Origin of the sequence: Pseudomonas sp. FeS53a (assembly GCF_000931385.1) — a bacterium.
In the GTDB taxonomy this organism is placed as follows: domain Bacteria; phylum Pseudomonadota; class Gammaproteobacteria; order Pseudomonadales; family Pseudomonadaceae; genus Metapseudomonas; species Metapseudomonas otitidis.
Genome location: NZ_JYFT01000047.1, coordinates 41,976 through 57,411, shown reverse-complemented (window position 1 = coordinate 57,411; position 15,436 = coordinate 41,976). Strand labels below are relative to the sequence as shown.

The following is a 15,436-nucleotide window of genomic DNA, read 5'->3' as shown; positions in this document are numbered from 1 at the left end:
CCCCTGGATCCCCCTCGCCCACCCCCGGCAATTCGCCGTCGTGCGCAAGGGCATCAGCGGCTACCAGCTCAACCCACTGGGGTCGAACAACTTTGCGCGGGTGAGGTTGGAGGGGAGGGAATAACCTGCAGTTCGAATGGATACATCTTTATCCCGTCCCCAACTCACCCAACCAACGCAAGGTCAACTCCGGCTGCCCCGTCGCGGCATCCAGCGCTTCGGCGACGACTTCGAAACCAGCCGAACGGTAGAAACCCACCGCCTTGACGTTGGCGCGGTAGACGTTCAGTTCCAGTGAGTGATGCCGCGCCTTGGCGCTGTCCAGCAGGCGACGGCCGAGTCCGCTGCGCTGGTGGTCGGGGTGGATGAAGAGTGCGGCGAGGTGGTGCTCGACCAGGGACAGAAAGCCACACACCTGGCCGTTTTCTTCCACGACCCAGTTTTCCGCGGCGGGCAGGTAGTGGTTGAGCATGGCGTCCCGCTGGCTGTGCCAGAAGGCTTCGGGGATGAAGTCATGGGCCTGGAGGGAGGCCTCCAGCCAGATGTCCACCAGGTCGGCGTACTCGTCGGGGCGGGCAAGGCGGATCATGTGCAGTCCTGTGCGGGGTCACGTTCGAAGCCGGCGATTATAGGCGCCGGCGAACGTCGGTCTGCAGAAGCGCGCCGGCCCCTTCCTCAGTGGTGGCCGGGAAGGGGGTGATGAGACGCGGTGGTCCGCTTCAGCTACAGCAGCGTCGACGACCTCCCCCGCCAGGTGGAGGCCATACCACTGCCGGGCTCAGGCCAACCCGAACGGATCGTCGATGGAGTGGCTCGGCTGGGTGAACCAGCGCGGGCCGTCTTCGGCCATGTAGAAGTGGTCTTCCAGGCGGATGCCGAACTCGCCGGGCACGCAGATCATCGGTTCGTTGCTGAAGCACATGCCCGGCGCCAGGGGTGTGGCGTCGCCGCGTACCAGGTAGGGGCCTTCGTGGATCTCCACGCCGATGCCGTGCCCGGTGCGGTGCGGCAGGCCGGGGAGCTGGTAGTCCGGGCCGAGGCCGTCGGCTTCCAGGGAGCGCCGGGCGGCGGCGTCCACCGCTTCGCAGGGGGCGCCCAGGCGGGCGGCGTCGAAGGCGGCCAGCTGGGCGCGCTTCTCGGCGTCCCACAGGGCGCGCTGGCGCAGGCTGGGGGTGCCGAAGACGTAGCTGCGGGTGATGTCCGAGAGGTAGCCGTGCAGGCGGCAGCCGGTGTCGATCAGCACCATGTCGCCGTCCCGCAATGGCCGGGGCTGGGCCACGCCGTGGGGGAAGGCGCTGTCGGCGCCGAACAGGACGATGCAGAAGTACGAGCCGCTGGCCCCGACGCGGCGGTGGGCCTGGTGAATGAAGGCCTCCACCTCGGCCGGGGTGATGCCCTCGCGGAGGATGCTGGCGGCGGCCTTGTGCACGGCCAGGGTCATGTCCTTGGCGCGCTGCATCAGGGCGATCTCGGCGGCGGACTTGCGGGCGCGGCAGTGCTGGGTGACGCGGCCGCCGTCGATGAAGCGGTAGCGCGGCGACTCATTGCGCAGGCCGTCGAACATGAAGAACGGCAGGCTCGGGCACAGCGCCACGCAGGCGTCGTCGGCCAGGCCCAGGGCGGCCAGGCGATCCAGCAGCAGGCGGTAGGGGGACTCGTGCTCCTGCCAGGTGCGGATGGCGCCCGGCACCACCTGGAAGCCGCGCACGGTGCCTTCCTCGAAGGCCGGGGCGAGGTATTCCAGCTCGCCCACGGCCGGCAGCAGCGCGCCCACCAGGCGTTCGCTGGGGTGCCACTGCACGCCGGTGAAGTAGCGCAGGTTGGCCCCGGCATGGAGGTACAACGCGCCGATGCCCTGCTCGACCATGAAGCGCTGGGCACGGGCGATGCGTGCGTGGTACTCCGCCGCCTCGATGGGTCGCGCGCCGGCGGTCATGTCGTGCAACTGGGCGAGCGCCGCCTCTGGCGTGCTGCCGCCTACACCCCTGGTCATCCCGTGGTCCTCGCTTGTCTGACAATCCGGCGGCGGAATTTAAGGGAGGCTGAACGAGGCGGTCAAAGGATTTTTTAAGTGTGACTTAATTTTATGGCCGCCGATGCACGTCGCGCGCGCCATTCGACCTTTCGCTGACAGCTTCCCGACAGCTTCAGCCACTATGCTGCGCAGGCCGGGCGACACGATCGCCCGACAGCTCCACCCTTCCCTTGCGCGGTACCGTGCCCACCGCCGGCCACAAGCCGGTGGCCCGGGCGCTTGCGCCGGGACTGCCGCCCGCCGCACCGCTCGGTATACTGGCCGTCTCCCGTCTCCCGTCACCAGAGCACCCGCCATGTCCGTCGACCGCATCGGAGAACGCCTGCGCCGCTACCGGCGTGCCGCGAAGAAGACCCTCAACCAGGTCGCCGCCGAATCGGGGCTCACCGCCAGCTTCCTCTCCCAGGCCGAACGCAACCTGACGGGCGTGTCCATCTCCTCCCTGGCCAACATCGCCAAGTCCCTCGGCGTGCCGATGAACGCACTGTTCGACCAGCCGCCGCAGCCCCAGCCCGACTCCCACCAGAACGAGCGCGTGCGCTACACCATCGAGGGCCAGCCGCTGGCCTACGAGCGCCTGTCCACCTCCTTCCCCGGCAACCTGCTCAACGCGGTGAAGATGAACATGCCGGTGGGCTACCAGTCGGAGCTGATCGCCCACGAGGGCTCGGAGTTCGCCTATGTGCTCTCCGGGCAGATCGTCTACACCATCGACGGTCGCCAGTACCCGCTCGCCGCCGGCGACTCGGTGCACTTCGACGCCGGCAAGACCCACTGCCTGGCCAACGTCGGCGAGAACGTGGCCGAGGTGCTGACCGTCACCACCATGCCGCTGTTCGACGACCGCAACGCCTCCTGACCCCTCGCAATTACCTCGATGCGACGCTCGGTGACGCCTGAATGTAAGTCTTGCTTAATTTCTGTTGACCACTTTTTCAGCATGACTTAATTTCGGCCACGCTTTGGCGTTGGGCAAGGAGCCCCGGCCAGAGCGCTCACCGCTGCACAGGGCCGGCCGCCTGACCCCGGGACCGGAACGCAGCGGGTTGTACCGAGCACGTGCCCGGTCCATAAGGCCGCGAGCCCGTGACGCCCTCAGAAAAAGAACAATCGAGGTCCCGCATGCCCAAGAACACCCTCGTCCAGGCCCTGCTCGCTGCCGGCCTGCTCCTCGGCACTTCCTTCGCCTCCGCCGCCAGCAACCTGGTGTTCTGTTCTGAAGGCAGCCCCGCCGGCTTCGACCCCGGCCAATACACCACCGGCACCGACTTCGACGCCACGGCGGAAACCCTCTTCAACCGCCTGGTGCAGTTCGAGCGCGGCAGCACCCGCGCCGGGCCGGCGCTGGCCGAGTCCTGGGACGTTTCCGAAGACGGCCTGACCTACACCTTCCACCTGCGCCCGGGCGTGAAGTTCCACACCACCGAGTACTTCACTCCCAGCCGCGAGTTCAGCGCCGACGACGTGCTGTTCACCTTCCAGCGCATGCTCGACAGGAACCACCCGTTCCGTAAGGCCTACCCCAGCGAGTTCCCCTACTTCACCGACATGGGCCTGGACAAGAACATCGCCAAGGTCGAGAAGCTGGACGATCACACCGTCAAGTTCACCCTCAACCAGGTGGACGCGGCCTTCATCCAGAACCTGGCCATGCCCTTCGCCGCCGTGCACTCGGCCGAGTACGCCGACCAGCTGCTCAAGGCCGGCACGCCGCAGCTGCTCAACCAGAAGCCCATCGGCACCGGCCCGTTCGTGTTCAAGCGCTACCAGAAGGACGCGCAGATCCGCTTCACCGGCAACAAGGAGTACTGGAAGCCCGAGGACGTGAAGATCGACAACCTGATCTTCGCCATCAACACCGACGCCTCCGTACGCGCCCAGAAGCTCAAGGCCGGCGAATGCCAGGTCACCCTCAATCCGCGCCCGGCCGACATCGCAGGCCTCAAGCAGGATCCGCGCCTGCAGGTACCCTCGCAGCCCGGCTTCAACCTCGGCTACATCGCCTACAACGTCACCCACCCGCCGTTTGACAAGGTGGAGGTGCGCCAGGCGCTGGACATGGCGGTGAACAAGCCAGCCATTATCGAGGCCGTCTACCAGGGCGCCGGGCAACTGGCGGTCAACGCCATGCCGCCGACCCAGTGGTCCTACGACGAGACCATCAAGGGCAGCGAGTACAACCCCGAGAAAGCCAAGGAACTGCTCAAGGCCGCCGGCATCGCCGAAGGCACCGAAATCACCCTCTGGGCCATGCCCGTGCAGCGCCCCTACAACCCCAACGCGCGGCTGATGGCCGAGATGATCCAGGCCGACTGGGCCAAGGTCGGCGTCAAGGCGCGCATCGTCACCTACGAGTGGGGCGAGTACATCAAGCGCGCCCACGCCGGCGAGCACGACGCCATGCTGTTCGGCTGGACCGGCGACAACGGGGACCCGGACAACTGGCTCGGCACCCTCTACGGCTGCGACTCGGTCAACGGCAACAACGTCTCCAAGTGGTGCGACGCCGACTACGACAAGCTGGTCAAGCAGGCCAAGGCCAGCACCGACCAGGCCCAGCGCACCGAGCTGTACAAACAGGCCCAGCAGCGCCTGCACAACCAGGTGCCGATCAGCCCCATCGCCCACTCCACCGTCTACCAGCCCATGAGCCGGAGCGTGGAGGGCTTCCGCATCAGCCCGTTCTCCACCAACTCCTTCTACGGCGTGGCCAACGCCCCGTGAGCACAGGGGCCTGGCGGCTGCCCCCGCCAGGCCCCGGTCTTCCGTGACCCACCCCTCCATCCGCCGCAGAGCGGAGGAGACCTTTTTTCATACCTGCCCCAACGAGTCCGCAAGGAAGCTGCGCTTGCGTGCGACGCCACCGGCTTGCCCGGTGACGACGGCAGTCCGCGCCAGCGCTCCTTGCTTCAAAGCGAAGCAATAACAACAAAGGAGCGAACGACATGAAGAAAGACCATTCCCGAGCGACCCTGGCCCTGGCCCTGCTGGCCGCCACCGGCGCGGCAGGGGCCGAGGAACAGCCCATGCCACCGGTGCCGGAGAACCCCAGCTACGCCGCCCAGGTACAGAACATCCCGGCGGTGGACAAGCCGGTGAAGGGCCAGGCCGGCGCCACCGGGTTCATCGAGGGGCAGAGCCTGACCCTCAGCACCCGCAACTTCGCCGCCCGCGAGCAGATGAAGGACAGCTTCGGCTTCACCATCCCCAAGGATGACGGCCCACAGCGCACCCACAGCCGCCGCGCATGGGTGCAAGGCACCCAGCTCAAGTACAGCTCCGGCTACACCCAGGGCACCATCGGCTTCGGCCTCGATGTCGCCGCGTTCAACGCCATCAACCTGGAACGCGGCAAGGGCCGCATCGGCGGTGGCGGCAACCGCACCCTGGCCGACAGCAACGGCCACGGCGTGGAGGAGTGGTCCAAGCTGGGCATCGCCAACGTGCGCCTGCGCGTCTCCAACACCGAGCTGAAGGCCGGCCGCTTCCAGGTGGACACCCCGGTATTCAGCTACTTCGACAACCGCGCCCTGCCCTCCAGCTTCACCGGCTACGCCATCACCAGCGAAGAGCTGGACAACCTGGCCCTGCAGGCCGGCAGCTTCCGCCGCGTCAGCCCGCGTACCGGCTCGGGCGACGAAGCCTTCACCACCGAGTACGGCACCCGCGAAGTGAAGGGCGAGCACATGCATTACCTGGGCGGCAACTACAAGCCGCTGGAGAGCCTGGAGATCGCCGCCTACGGTGGCCGCTTCGAAGACATCTGGGACCAGTACTACCTGGGCATCACCCACACCCTGGGGGACCGCGAAAACCTCTCCCTGCGCACCGCGCTGAACGGCTACCGCACCCGCGACACCGGCTCGCGCAAGGCCGGCTACATCGACAACAACGCCTGGAGCCTGGCATTCACCCTCGCCCACCAGGCCCACGCGCTGACCCTGGCCTGGCAGCAGATCGACGGCGACGAGTACTTCGACTACGTCCACGAAACGGCGGCCATCTACCTGGCCAACTCCCTGCTCTCGGACTACAACGGCCCCAACGAGAAGTCCGCGCAGATCCGCTACGAGACCGACTGGAGCTACTTCGGCGTCCCCGGCCTGTCCACCACCGCCTGGTACGCCAAGGGCTGGGACATCGACGGCACCCACTACGACGGTGATCGCAACGGCGCCTACGGCAACTACGTCGAAGTGCGCGGCATGGACGGCGAACGCCACCACGAGTACGGGCTGATGGCGGCCTACAAGGTGCAGAGCGGGGCCATCAAGGACAGCACCTTCAAGGTCACCTACATGTCCCACAAGGCCAGCAAGCAGCAGATCGACGGCAGCGTGAACGAACTGCGCGTGGTCAGCACTTTCCCCTTCGACCTGCTCTAGATTGAGACGGGCGCCGCCCAGCGGCGCCCCACAAGGAGACTCACATGCGCATGACGCTCCGTACCCTGCCCCTGCTGGTGGCCCTGGCCGCCGGCGCCCCGCTGGCCCAGGCGGCCAACCTGGTGGTCTGCACCGAAGCCGCGCCGGAAGGCTTCGACATCGTCCAGTACACCGGCGCGGTGACCGCCGACGCCTCCGCCGAAACGGTGTTCAGCCGCCTGGTGGCCTTCAAGCCCGGCACCACCGAGCTGGAACCGGCCCTGGCGGAACGCTGGGACATCAGCCCCGACGGCACCGTCTACACCTTCCACCTGCGCCCGGGGGTGAAGTTCCACACCACCGACTATTTCACCCCCACCCGCACCCTGACTGCGGACGACGTGCTCTGGAGCTTCCAGCGCGCCCTCGACCCCAAGCACCCCTGGCATGAGTCGGCCCAGCGCGGCTACGCCTACTTCGACGCCATGGGCATGCGCGAGCTGATCAAGTCCGTGGAGAAGGTCGACGACCTCACCGTGCGCTTCACCCTCAGCCGCCCCGAGGCGCCCTTCCTCGCCGACATGGCCATGGGCTTCGCCTCCATCTATTCCGCCGAGTACGGCGACCAGCTGCTCAAGGCCGGCAAGACCAACCAGCTCAACCAGCAGCCCATCGGTACCGGCCCCTTCGTGTTCAGCCGCTACGCCAAGGACGCCCAGGTGCGCTACAAGGCCAACCCGGACTACTTCCGCGGCAAGCCGCCGATCGACAACCTGGTGTTCGCCATCACCCTCGACCCCAACGTGCGCCTGCAGAAGGTACGCGCCGGCGAGTGCCAGATCGCCCTCTACCCCAAGCCGGAAGACGTGCCCGGCGTGCGCAGCAACCCCAACCTGGCGGTGGACGAGATCGACGCGCTGCTGACCACCTACGTCGCCATCAACACCCAGCACAAGCCGCTGGACGACGCCCGCGTGCGCCAGGCCATCAACCTCGCCGTGGACAAGCAGGCGATGATCCAGGCCGTGTTCGGCGCCGGCAACGCCAGCGTCGCGGTCAACCCCTACCCGCCGACCCTGCTGGGCTACAACCACCAGGTGCAGGACTGGGCGCACGACCCGGAGAAGGCCCGTGCCCTGCTGGCCGAAGCCGGGGTGAAGGACCTGAAGATCACCCTGTTCATCCGCAATGGCACCTCATCCACCATCCCCAACCCGGCGCTGGCGGCACAGATGATGCAAGCGGACCTGGCCAAGGCCGGCATCCAGATGACCATCCGCTCCCTGGAGTGGGGCGAACTGCTCAAGCGTTCCAAGGGCGGCGAGCACGACATGGTGCTGCTGGGCTGGGCTGGCGACAACGGCGACCCGGACAACTTCCTCGGCCCCAACCTGTCCTGCGCGGCAGCCGAGTCGGGGGAAAACCAGGCACGCTGGTGCAACCCCGAGTTCGAAGCCCTGATCCAGAAGGCCCGCAGCGTCAGCGAACCTGCCGAGCGGGCGAAGCTCTATGAACAGGCCCAGGTGGTTTTCCACCGCGAAGCCCCGTGGATTACGCTGGCGCACCCTAAGCTGTTCAACGTGCGCCGCAGCAACGTCGAGGGCTACGTGATCAGCCCGCTGACCAACAACCACTTCGCCACCACCCGGGTGAAGTAACGGCGCCGTCGCGGCACCCGCTGCCGCGACACCCGACAACAAGAACGACGCCCGCCCACCGTTACCCACGGAAGCGGGCGTGATACCTGAGGAGTCAATCACCGAGATGCTCAGTTTCATTGCTCGCCGACTGGGGCTGCTGATCCCCACCTTCTTCGGCGTCACCCTGCTGACCTTCGCGCTGATCCGCCTGATTCCAGGCGACCCGGTGGAAGTGATGATGGGCGAACGTCGCGTCGATCCCGAAATGCACGCCCAGGCCATGATCCGCCTGGGGCTCGACAAGCCCCTGTACGAGCAGTACCTCACCTACATCGGCAAGCTGGCCCAGGGTGACCTGGGCGAGTCGCTGCGCACCCGCGAGAGCGTCTGGCACGAGTTCCTCACGCTGTTCCCCGCCACCCTGGAACTGGCCCTGGCCGCCCTGCTGTTCGCCGGCACCCTCGGCCTGCTGGCCGGCGTGCTGGCGGCCCTGCGGCGCGGCTCGCTGTTCGACCACGGGGTGATGGGCATCTCCCTCACCGGCTACTCCATGCCGATCTTCTGGTGGGGCCTGCTGCTGATCATGTTCTTCTCGGTCTGGCTGGGCTGGACACCGGTCTCCGGGCGCATCGACCTGCTCTACGACATCGAGCCGAAGACCGGCTTCATGCTCATCGACACCCTGCTTTCCGACGAGGAAGGCGCCTTCGTCGACGCCCTCAAGCACCTCATCCTGCCGGCCATCGTGCTGGGCACCATCCCCCTGGCGGTGATCGCCCGCATGACCCGCTCGGCGATGCTCGAAGTGCTGCGCGAGGACTACATCCGCACCGCCCGCGCCAAGGGCCTGTCGCCGAGCCGCGTGGTGTTCGTGCACGGCCTGCGCAACGCGCTGATCCCGGTGCTCACCGTGTTCGGCCTGCAGGTGGGCACCCTGCTGGCGGGCGCCGTGCTCACCGAAACCATCTTCTCCTGGCCGGGCATCGGCAAATGGCTCATCGAGTCCATCGGCGCGCGGGACTACCCCGTGGTGCAGAACGGCATCCTGCTGATCGCCTGCCTGGTCATCCTGGTCAACTTCGTGGTGGACATCCTCTATGGCCTCGCCAATCCCCGCATCCGTCATCAACGTTGAGGAGCCGACCATGACCATCGCCCAGCCCCCGGTCGAGCCGGCCCTGCTCTACCCCTCGCCGCTGAAGGAGTTCTGGCAGAGCTTCTGCCACAACAAGGGCGCCGTCGGCGGCCTCGCCTTCATGATCCTGATCATCGTCTGCGCGCTGTTCGCCCCCTGGATCGCCCCCTACGACCCCAGCGAGCAGTTCCGCGACGCCATGCTGACCCCGCCGGCCTGGCTGGACGGCGGCCAGTGGCGCTTCGTGCTCGGCACCGACGAACTGGGCCGCGACCTGCTCTCGCGGCTGATCCACGGCGCCCGGCTGTCGCTGCTGATCGGCGTGGCCTCGGTGCTGATGTCGCTGATCCCGGGGATCTTCCTGGGCCTTCTGGCGGGCTTCTTCCCGCGCCTGATGGGCCCCTCGATCATGCGCCTGATGGACATCATGCTGGCCCTGCCCTCCCTGCTGCTGGCGGTGGCCATCGTCGCCATCCTCGGCCCAGGGCTGATCAACACCGTGATCGCCATCGCCGTGGTCTCGCTGCCCTCCTACGTGCGCCTGACCCGCGCCGCCGTGATGGTGGAGCTGAACCGCGACTACGTCACCGCCTCGCGCCTGGCCGGCGCCGGGCTGCTGCGGCTGATGTTCGTCACCGTGCTGCCCAACTGCATGGCCCCGCTGATCGTGCAGGCCACCCTGAGCTTCTCCTCGGCGATCCTCGACGCCGCTGCCCTGGGCTTCCTCGGCCTCGGCGTCCAGCCGCCCACCCCCGAGTGGGGCACCATGCTGGCCTCGGCCCGCGACTACATCGAGCGCGCCTGGTGGGTCGTCTCCCTCCCCGGCCTGACCATCCTGCTCAGCGTGCTGGCCATCAACCTGATGGGTGACGGCCTGCGCGACGCACTCGACCCCAAACTGAAGAACGCCGCCTGAGGAGCCCCCATGAGCCTTCTGGATATCAAGAACCTCTGCGTCCGCTTCGGCGACCTCAGCGCCGTGCCCGTGGTGGACGGCCTCGACCTGCAGGTGAACGCCGGTGAAGTGCTGGCCATCGTCGGCGAGTCCGGCTCCGGCAAGTCGGTGACCATGATGGCCCTGATGGGCCTGATCGACGCCCCCGGCTGGATCACCGCCGACCAGATGCAGTTCGACGGCACCGACATGCTGCGCCTCAAGGGCAGGCAGCGCCGGCACATCGTCGGCAAGGACCTGTCGATGGTCTTCCAGGACCCGATGACCGCCCTCAACCCCAGCTACACCGTGGGCTTCCAGATCGAGGAAGTGCTGCGCCAGCACCTCGGCCTCAAGGGCCGCGCCGCCCGCCAGCGGGCCCGCGAACTGCTGGAGCGGGTGGAGATCCCCGGCGCCGAAAGCCGCCTCGACGCCTACCCGCACCAGCTCTCCGGGGGCATGAGCCAGCGCGTGGCCATCGCCATGGCCATCGCCGCCGAGCCCAAGCTGCTGATCGCCGACGAACCCACCACCGCCCTGGACGTGACCATCCAGGCGCAGATCATGGACCTGCTGCTGAACCTGCAGCGCGAACAGGGCATGGGCCTGGTGCTGATCACCCACGACCTGGCCGTGGTCGCCGAGACCGCCAACCGCGTCTGCGTGATGTACGCCGGCCAGGCCGTGGAGGTGGGCAGCGTGCCGCGCCTGTTCGACGCCCCGGCGCACCCCTACACCGAGGCGCTGCTCAAGGCCATTCCCGAACACAGCGTCGGCAAGCCGCGCCTGGAGACCCTGCGCGGCATCGTCCCCGGCCGCTACGACCGGCCCCAGGGCTGCCTGCTGTCGCCTCGCTGCCCCTACGCCCAGGCCAGCTGCAAGGAACGCCGCCCCAGCCTCGACGCCTACGAACACGGTGCCGTGCGCTGCTACTTCCCGCTCAATTTCGACGAGGTGGCCTGATGAGTGCCGTCCTGACCGCCCGTGACCTGACCCGTCACTACTCCGTGTCCCGTGGCCTGTTCAAGGGCCATGCCACCGTGCGCGCCCTCAATGGCGTGTCGTTCCAGCTCGACGCCGGCAAGACCCTGGCCGTGGTCGGCGAATCCGGTTGCGGCAAGTCCACCCTGGCCCGCGCCCTGACCCTCATCGAGGAGCCCAGCTCCGGCTCCCTGCAGATCGCCGGGCGCGAAGTGGCCGGCGCCAGCAGCGAGGACCGCAAGCAGCTGCGCCGCGACGTGCAGATGGTGTTCCAGAACCCCTACGCCTCCCTCAACCCCCGGCAGAAGATCGGCGACCAGCTGGCCGAGCCGCTGGTGATCAACACCGGACTCTCCAGCGCCGAACGCCGCGAGCAGGTGCAGGCGATGATGCAGCAGGTGGGCCTGCGCCCCGAGCACTACCAGCGCTACCCGCACATGTTCTCCGGCGGCCAGCGCCAGCGCATCGCCCTGGCCCGCGCCATGATGCTCAACCCCAAGGTGCTGGTGGCGGACGAACCCACCTCGGCGCTGGACGTGTCCATCCAGGCCCAGGTGCTCAACCTGTTCATGGACCTGCAAGAGCGCTTCAACACCGGCTACGTGTTCATCTCCCACAACCTCGCCGTGGTGCGCCACGTGGCCGACGACGTGCTGGTGATGTACCTCGGCCGCCCGGCGGAGATGGGGCCGAAGGAGCTGATCTACGAGCGCCCGCTGCACCCCTACACCCGCGCCCTGCTCTCGGCGACCCCGGCGATCCACCCGGACCCGGCCAAACCGAAGATCAAGATCGTCGGCGAGCTGCCAAACCCCCTGGACCCGCCCCCCGGCTGCGCCTTCCACAAGCGCTGCCCCCACGCCACCGAGCGCTGCCGCAGCGAAGTCCCCGAACTGCGCCTGCTCGACGCCCGCCAGGTGGCCTGCCACCACGCCGAGAGCATCGCCGTCTAGCACGAGCCTTGTAGCCCGGCTTCAGCTCGGGATTCCCCTCCCCGGACTGAAGTCCGGGCTACGGCTACGAATCGGTGCTCAACAGGTACGAAAGCGGCAACCGTAGGATGGGCTGAGCTGTGCGAAGCCCATCGTTGCCTGGGTGGCCGGGATTGATGCGGTTCGCCGAGCTCACCGCATCCTACGAGCCGTGCCCGGCGCGGGGGCTGTGGGCTGAAGCACAGCCTTGTAGCCCGGGCTTCAGCCCGGGACTCCCCTCCCCGGACTGAAGTCCGGACTACGGCTACGAATCGGCACTCAACGGGTACGACTGCGGCAACCGTAGGATGGGCTGAGCTGTGCGAAGCCCATCGTCGCCTGGGCGGGTCGGGATTGATGCGGTTCGCCGGGCTCACCGCATCCTACGGACCGTGCCCGGCGCGGGATGTGTGGACGGTGGGCTGAAGCACAGCCTTGTAGCCCGGGCTTCAGCCCGGGATTCCCCTCCCCGGACTGAAGTCCGGGCTACGGCTACGAATCGGCACTCAAGGGGTACGACGGCGGCAACCGTAGGATGGGCTGAGCTGTGCGAAGCCCATGGTTACCTGGGCGCTCGGGATTGATGCGGTTCGCCGGGCTCACCGCATCCTACGGGCCTAGCCCGGCGCAGGGGCGGTGGGCTGAAGCCCACCCTACGGCTCCGCTGCGGCTCTTCTGTGGGAGCGGTTTCAACCGCGAATCTCGGTGCCAAACCAATCGCGAATGAATTCGCTCCCACGCGGAGGACGGTCGCTGCGTGGGGTGGATGGCGCCCTTACACCTACCGGCGGCTTCGACCGCGGCAACCGTAGGATGGGCTGAGCTGTGCGAAGCCCATCGTCGCCTGGGCGGGCCGGGATTGATGCGGTTCGCCGAGCTCACCGCATCCTGCGGGCGGCGCCCAGGGCGGGGGGATGGTGGGCTGAAGCGGAACGCCGCCCGGCCCACACTACGGCTTTGCGGGTTCGAAGAAGCGGCGGAACTGGCGCAGGTCGGCCTGGGCGGTGGGGATATCCACAGGCTCGAAGCGCAGCGTCTGGTGGGCGCTGCATTGGGCCAGGCGGTCGCAGTCGCGGGGGTGGAGCCAGCCGAGGATGGGGTAGCCGCCCATGGTCTGGTGGTCGGCCTGGAGGATGATCGGTTGCCCGTCCGGTGGCACCTGCACGGTGCCGCGCACCACGCCGAGGGACCACTGGCGCGTGGGCGGGCTCAGCGGCTCGCCCTTGAGGCGGGCACCCATGCGGTCGGATTGCGGGCTGAGCTGCCAGGGCTGGGCGAAGAAGGCCTGCACGTCGGAGGGCGCGAACAGCGCGGCGTCACCGCCCAGCATCACCCGCAACGGGCGTTCGGCCCGATAGTCCGGCTGCCAGGGCCAGGGGACGCTGGCGCCACGGGCGAACTGCCCGCCCCCGCCCGGCAACAGGTCGCCGTCGGCCAGGCGAGCGCCGCGGCCGTCCAGCCCGCCCAGGCCTTCGCGGGCCTGGCAGGCGACGCTGCCCAGCACCGGCTCGACGCGAAAACCACCGGCAATGGCCAGGTAGGCGCGCTGACCGCTGCGGGCGAAGCCGAGCCGGAGGCGCTGCCCGGCGTGCACGCGAAAGCGCGACCAGTTCGGCCGCACCACACCGTCCAGCTGGATGGGCAGCTCCGCCCCGCAGAGGGCCAGCCAGGTGTCGCCGAGGCTTTCCAGCTCGACGCCGCCCAGGGCGATCTCCAGCAGCGGCGCCGTCGGGGCGTTTTCCAGCAAGCGGTTGGCCCAGGCAGCGGCATGACGGTCCATGGGCCCCGAGGGGGACACGCCCAGGTGCTGCCAGCCGTGCCGGCCGCCGTCCTGCAGCAGGCTCAGCGGCCCGGCCTTGATGACGCGCAGGCCGCTCATGGCGCCACGCACTCGCGGCGGTAGGTGGCCTCGTCGATGGGCTCGAAGCGCACCCGATCCCCCTGCGCCAGCGGGCAAGGCGGCGTCTGGGCGGGGTCGAACAGGCGCTGCGGGCACAGGCCCAGCAGGTGCCAGCCGCCCGGGGAGGCCTGTGGATAAATGGCCGTCTGCCGTTCGGCGATGGCCAGGCTGCCGGCAGGAACCCGGGTGCGTGGGGTGGCCCGGCGCGGCAGGGCGAGCCGGGCGTCGAGTCCGCCCAGGTAGGCGAAGCCGGGGGCGAAGCCGATGGCGCCGACGCGGTATTCCACCGCGCAGTGCAGGTCGATCACCTGGCCGGGACGCAGCCCGCAGGCCTCCGCCACCGCGCCCAGGTCCTCGCCGCCGTACCAGACCGGCAGGCGGTGCAAACGCCCTTGCTCGTCAGGCGACGGGGCCGACTGCCACTGCTCCAGCAACGGCGCCAGGTCGGCGGCCAGCCGGGCGGGGTCGGTCTGCAGCAGGTCGTAGTGCAGCAGCAGGGTGGTCCAGCCCGGCACCAGCTCGCGGAGCTGCGGGCCGAGCCGCTGGCGGATGGCCTCGGCAAGCCGGGCGATGCGCAGCGGCAGGTGGTCGTCCGGGGTGTCGGCCAGCACCAGCAGCACGGCTTCGGCGCCGACCGGCTCAAGGCGGATCATGAGGCGTCCAGGTGGGCTCGCAGGCGCCGCAGCACCGCCAGGGATTCGGGGTTGTCACCGTGTACGCAGAGGCTGTCGGCCACCAGTTGCAGCGGCTTGCCGTCGATGTCGGGGAAGGACTCGCCCCGGGCGATGGCCACCGCCTGGTCGATGATCTGCTCGGGGTCGCGGTGCACCGCGTCGGGCAGGCGCCGGGGGGCGAGCTGGCCGTCGGAGAGGTAGGCGCGGTCGGCAAAGGCTTCGAACATCAGCGGCACGTCGGCGGCATCGGCCAGTTGCAGCTCGCGGCGGTTGTCGGCCAGGGCCAGCACCATCAGCGGCAGGCCCTTGCGGTAGCTGGCGCAGGCGTCGAGCACCGCTTCGAGCAGAGCGTCGTTGCGCACCAGGTCGTTGTACAGGGCGCCGTGGGGCTTGACGTAGGCGACCTGGGTGCCGGCGGCGCGGCAGAAGGCGTCCAGCGCGCCGATCTGGTACAGCACCACGGCGCGTACTTCCTCGGGGGACAGCTCCATGCGCCGCCGGCCGAAGCCCACCAGGTCCGGGTAGGCCGGGTGGGCGCCGATGGTGACGCCATGGTCCACCGCCAGTTCGACGGTGTTGAGCATGGTGAGGGGATCGGAGGCGTGGAAACCGCAGGCCAGGTTGGCCTGGTCCACCAGGGGCATGGCGTGTTCGTCGTCGCCCAGGGTCCAGGCGCCGAAGCTTTCGCCCATGTCGCAGTTCAGCAGGATTCGATTTTTCATCGCGTGATTATGGCGACAGAGTGCGCCCCACGCGAGGTGGCGTTTGTGCAGTTATCCACAGCGGAGCGCCGTGGCCCGGA

Annotated in this window: 13 protein-coding genes; 8 read left to right on the top strand and 5 right to left on the bottom strand. The window is 68.4% G+C overall.

Translation table 11 applies throughout. The annotated features are described in order from the left end of the window. Positions 1-148: 148 nt before the first annotated feature. Together SZ55_RS13985 and SZ55_RS13980 are read right to left on the bottom strand one after the other, a co-directional pair. Complete coding sequence (locus SZ55_RS13985; RefSeq protein ID WP_044406950.1) at positions 149-589, bottom strand: N-acetyltransferase; 441 nt, start codon at positions 587-589, stop codon at positions 149-151. A gap of 189 nt (positions 590-778) precedes the next feature. Beyond that, complete coding sequence (locus tag SZ55_RS13980; protein ID WP_044406948.1) at positions 779-1,993, bottom strand: M24 family metallopeptidase; 1,215 nt, start codon at positions 1,991-1,993, stop codon at positions 779-781. A 337-nt stretch (positions 1,994-2,330) separates the two neighbouring features. Between SZ55_RS13980 and SZ55_RS13975 the strand changes: the two genes are divergently transcribed. The 8 genes from SZ55_RS13975 to SZ55_RS13940 all read left to right on the top strand — a co-directional run bounded on the left by SZ55_RS13975 (position 2,331) and on the right by SZ55_RS13940 (position 12,042). Continuing rightward, the gene (locus SZ55_RS13975; RefSeq protein WP_044406946.1) at positions 2,331-2,894 is read left to right on the top strand and encodes a helix-turn-helix domain-containing protein; all 564 of its coding nucleotides are present in this window, start codon (positions 2,331-2,333) and stop codon (positions 2,892-2,894) included. Positions 2,895-3,157: 263 nt separating this feature from the next. Further along, positions 3,158-4,759: an ABC transporter substrate-binding protein gene (locus SZ55_RS13970; protein WP_044406944.1), complete on the top strand. Its 1,602-nt coding sequence runs from the start codon at positions 3,158-3,160 to the stop codon at positions 4,757-4,759. A 221-nt stretch (positions 4,760-4,980) separates the two neighbouring features. Beyond that, positions 4,981-6,420: an OprD family outer membrane porin gene (locus SZ55_RS13965; RefSeq protein ID WP_044406941.1), complete on the top strand. Its 1,440-nt coding sequence runs from the start codon at positions 4,981-4,983 to the stop codon at positions 6,418-6,420. Positions 6,421-6,464: 44 nt separating this feature from the next. Beyond that, complete coding sequence (locus SZ55_RS13960) at positions 6,465-8,057, top strand: ABC transporter substrate-binding protein (RefSeq protein WP_044406938.1); 1,593 nt, start codon at positions 6,465-6,467, stop codon at positions 8,055-8,057. A gap of 106 nt (positions 8,058-8,163) precedes the next feature. Continuing rightward, on the top strand, positions 8,164-9,174 hold the full coding sequence (locus tag SZ55_RS13955; RefSeq protein WP_044406935.1) for an ABC transporter permease subunit: 1,011 nt from the start codon (positions 8,164-8,166) through the stop codon (positions 9,172-9,174). 10 nt (positions 9,175-9,184) lie between these two features. Continuing rightward, positions 9,185-10,090, top strand: a complete 906-nt coding sequence (locus tag SZ55_RS13950) for an ABC transporter permease subunit (protein ID WP_044406932.1) — start codon at positions 9,185-9,187, stop codon at positions 10,088-10,090. 9 nt (positions 10,091-10,099) lie between these two features. Further along, positions 10,100-11,071 (top strand): ABC transporter ATP-binding protein, encoded by a 972-nt coding sequence (locus SZ55_RS13945; RefSeq protein ID WP_044406929.1) that lies wholly within the window; start codon positions 10,100-10,102, stop codon positions 11,069-11,071. Continuing rightward, entirely contained in the window at positions 11,071-12,042 is a 972-nt protein-coding gene (locus SZ55_RS13940) for a peptide ABC transporter ATP-binding protein (protein WP_044406925.1), read from the top strand. The genes SZ55_RS13945 and SZ55_RS13940 overlap by 1 nt, the downstream gene beginning before the upstream one ends. A 967-nt stretch (positions 12,043-13,009) precedes the next feature. On the opposite strand, the gene SZ55_RS13935 is transcribed toward SZ55_RS13940, so the two are convergent. Genes SZ55_RS13935 through SZ55_RS13925 form a run of 3 tightly spaced genes read right to left on the bottom strand, consistent with a single transcriptional unit; the run spans position 13,010 to position 15,356 of the window. Continuing rightward, positions 13,010-13,939, bottom strand: coding sequence for a biotin-dependent carboxyltransferase family protein (locus tag SZ55_RS13935; RefSeq protein ID WP_044406922.1), 930 nt, complete (start codon positions 13,937-13,939; stop codon positions 13,010-13,012). Next, positions 13,936-14,613 (bottom strand): 5-oxoprolinase subunit PxpB, encoded by a 678-nt coding sequence (pxpB, locus tag SZ55_RS13930; protein ID WP_044406920.1) that lies wholly within the window; start codon positions 14,611-14,613, stop codon positions 13,936-13,938. The genes SZ55_RS13935 and pxpB overlap by 4 nt, the downstream gene beginning before the upstream one ends. Next, entirely contained in the window at positions 14,610-15,356 is a 747-nt protein-coding gene (locus SZ55_RS13925) for a 5-oxoprolinase subunit PxpA (RefSeq protein ID WP_044406919.1), read from the bottom strand. Before SZ55_RS13925 ends, pxpB begins: the two co-directional genes overlap by 4 nt. Between the last annotated feature and the right edge of the window lie 80 nt (positions 15,357-15,436).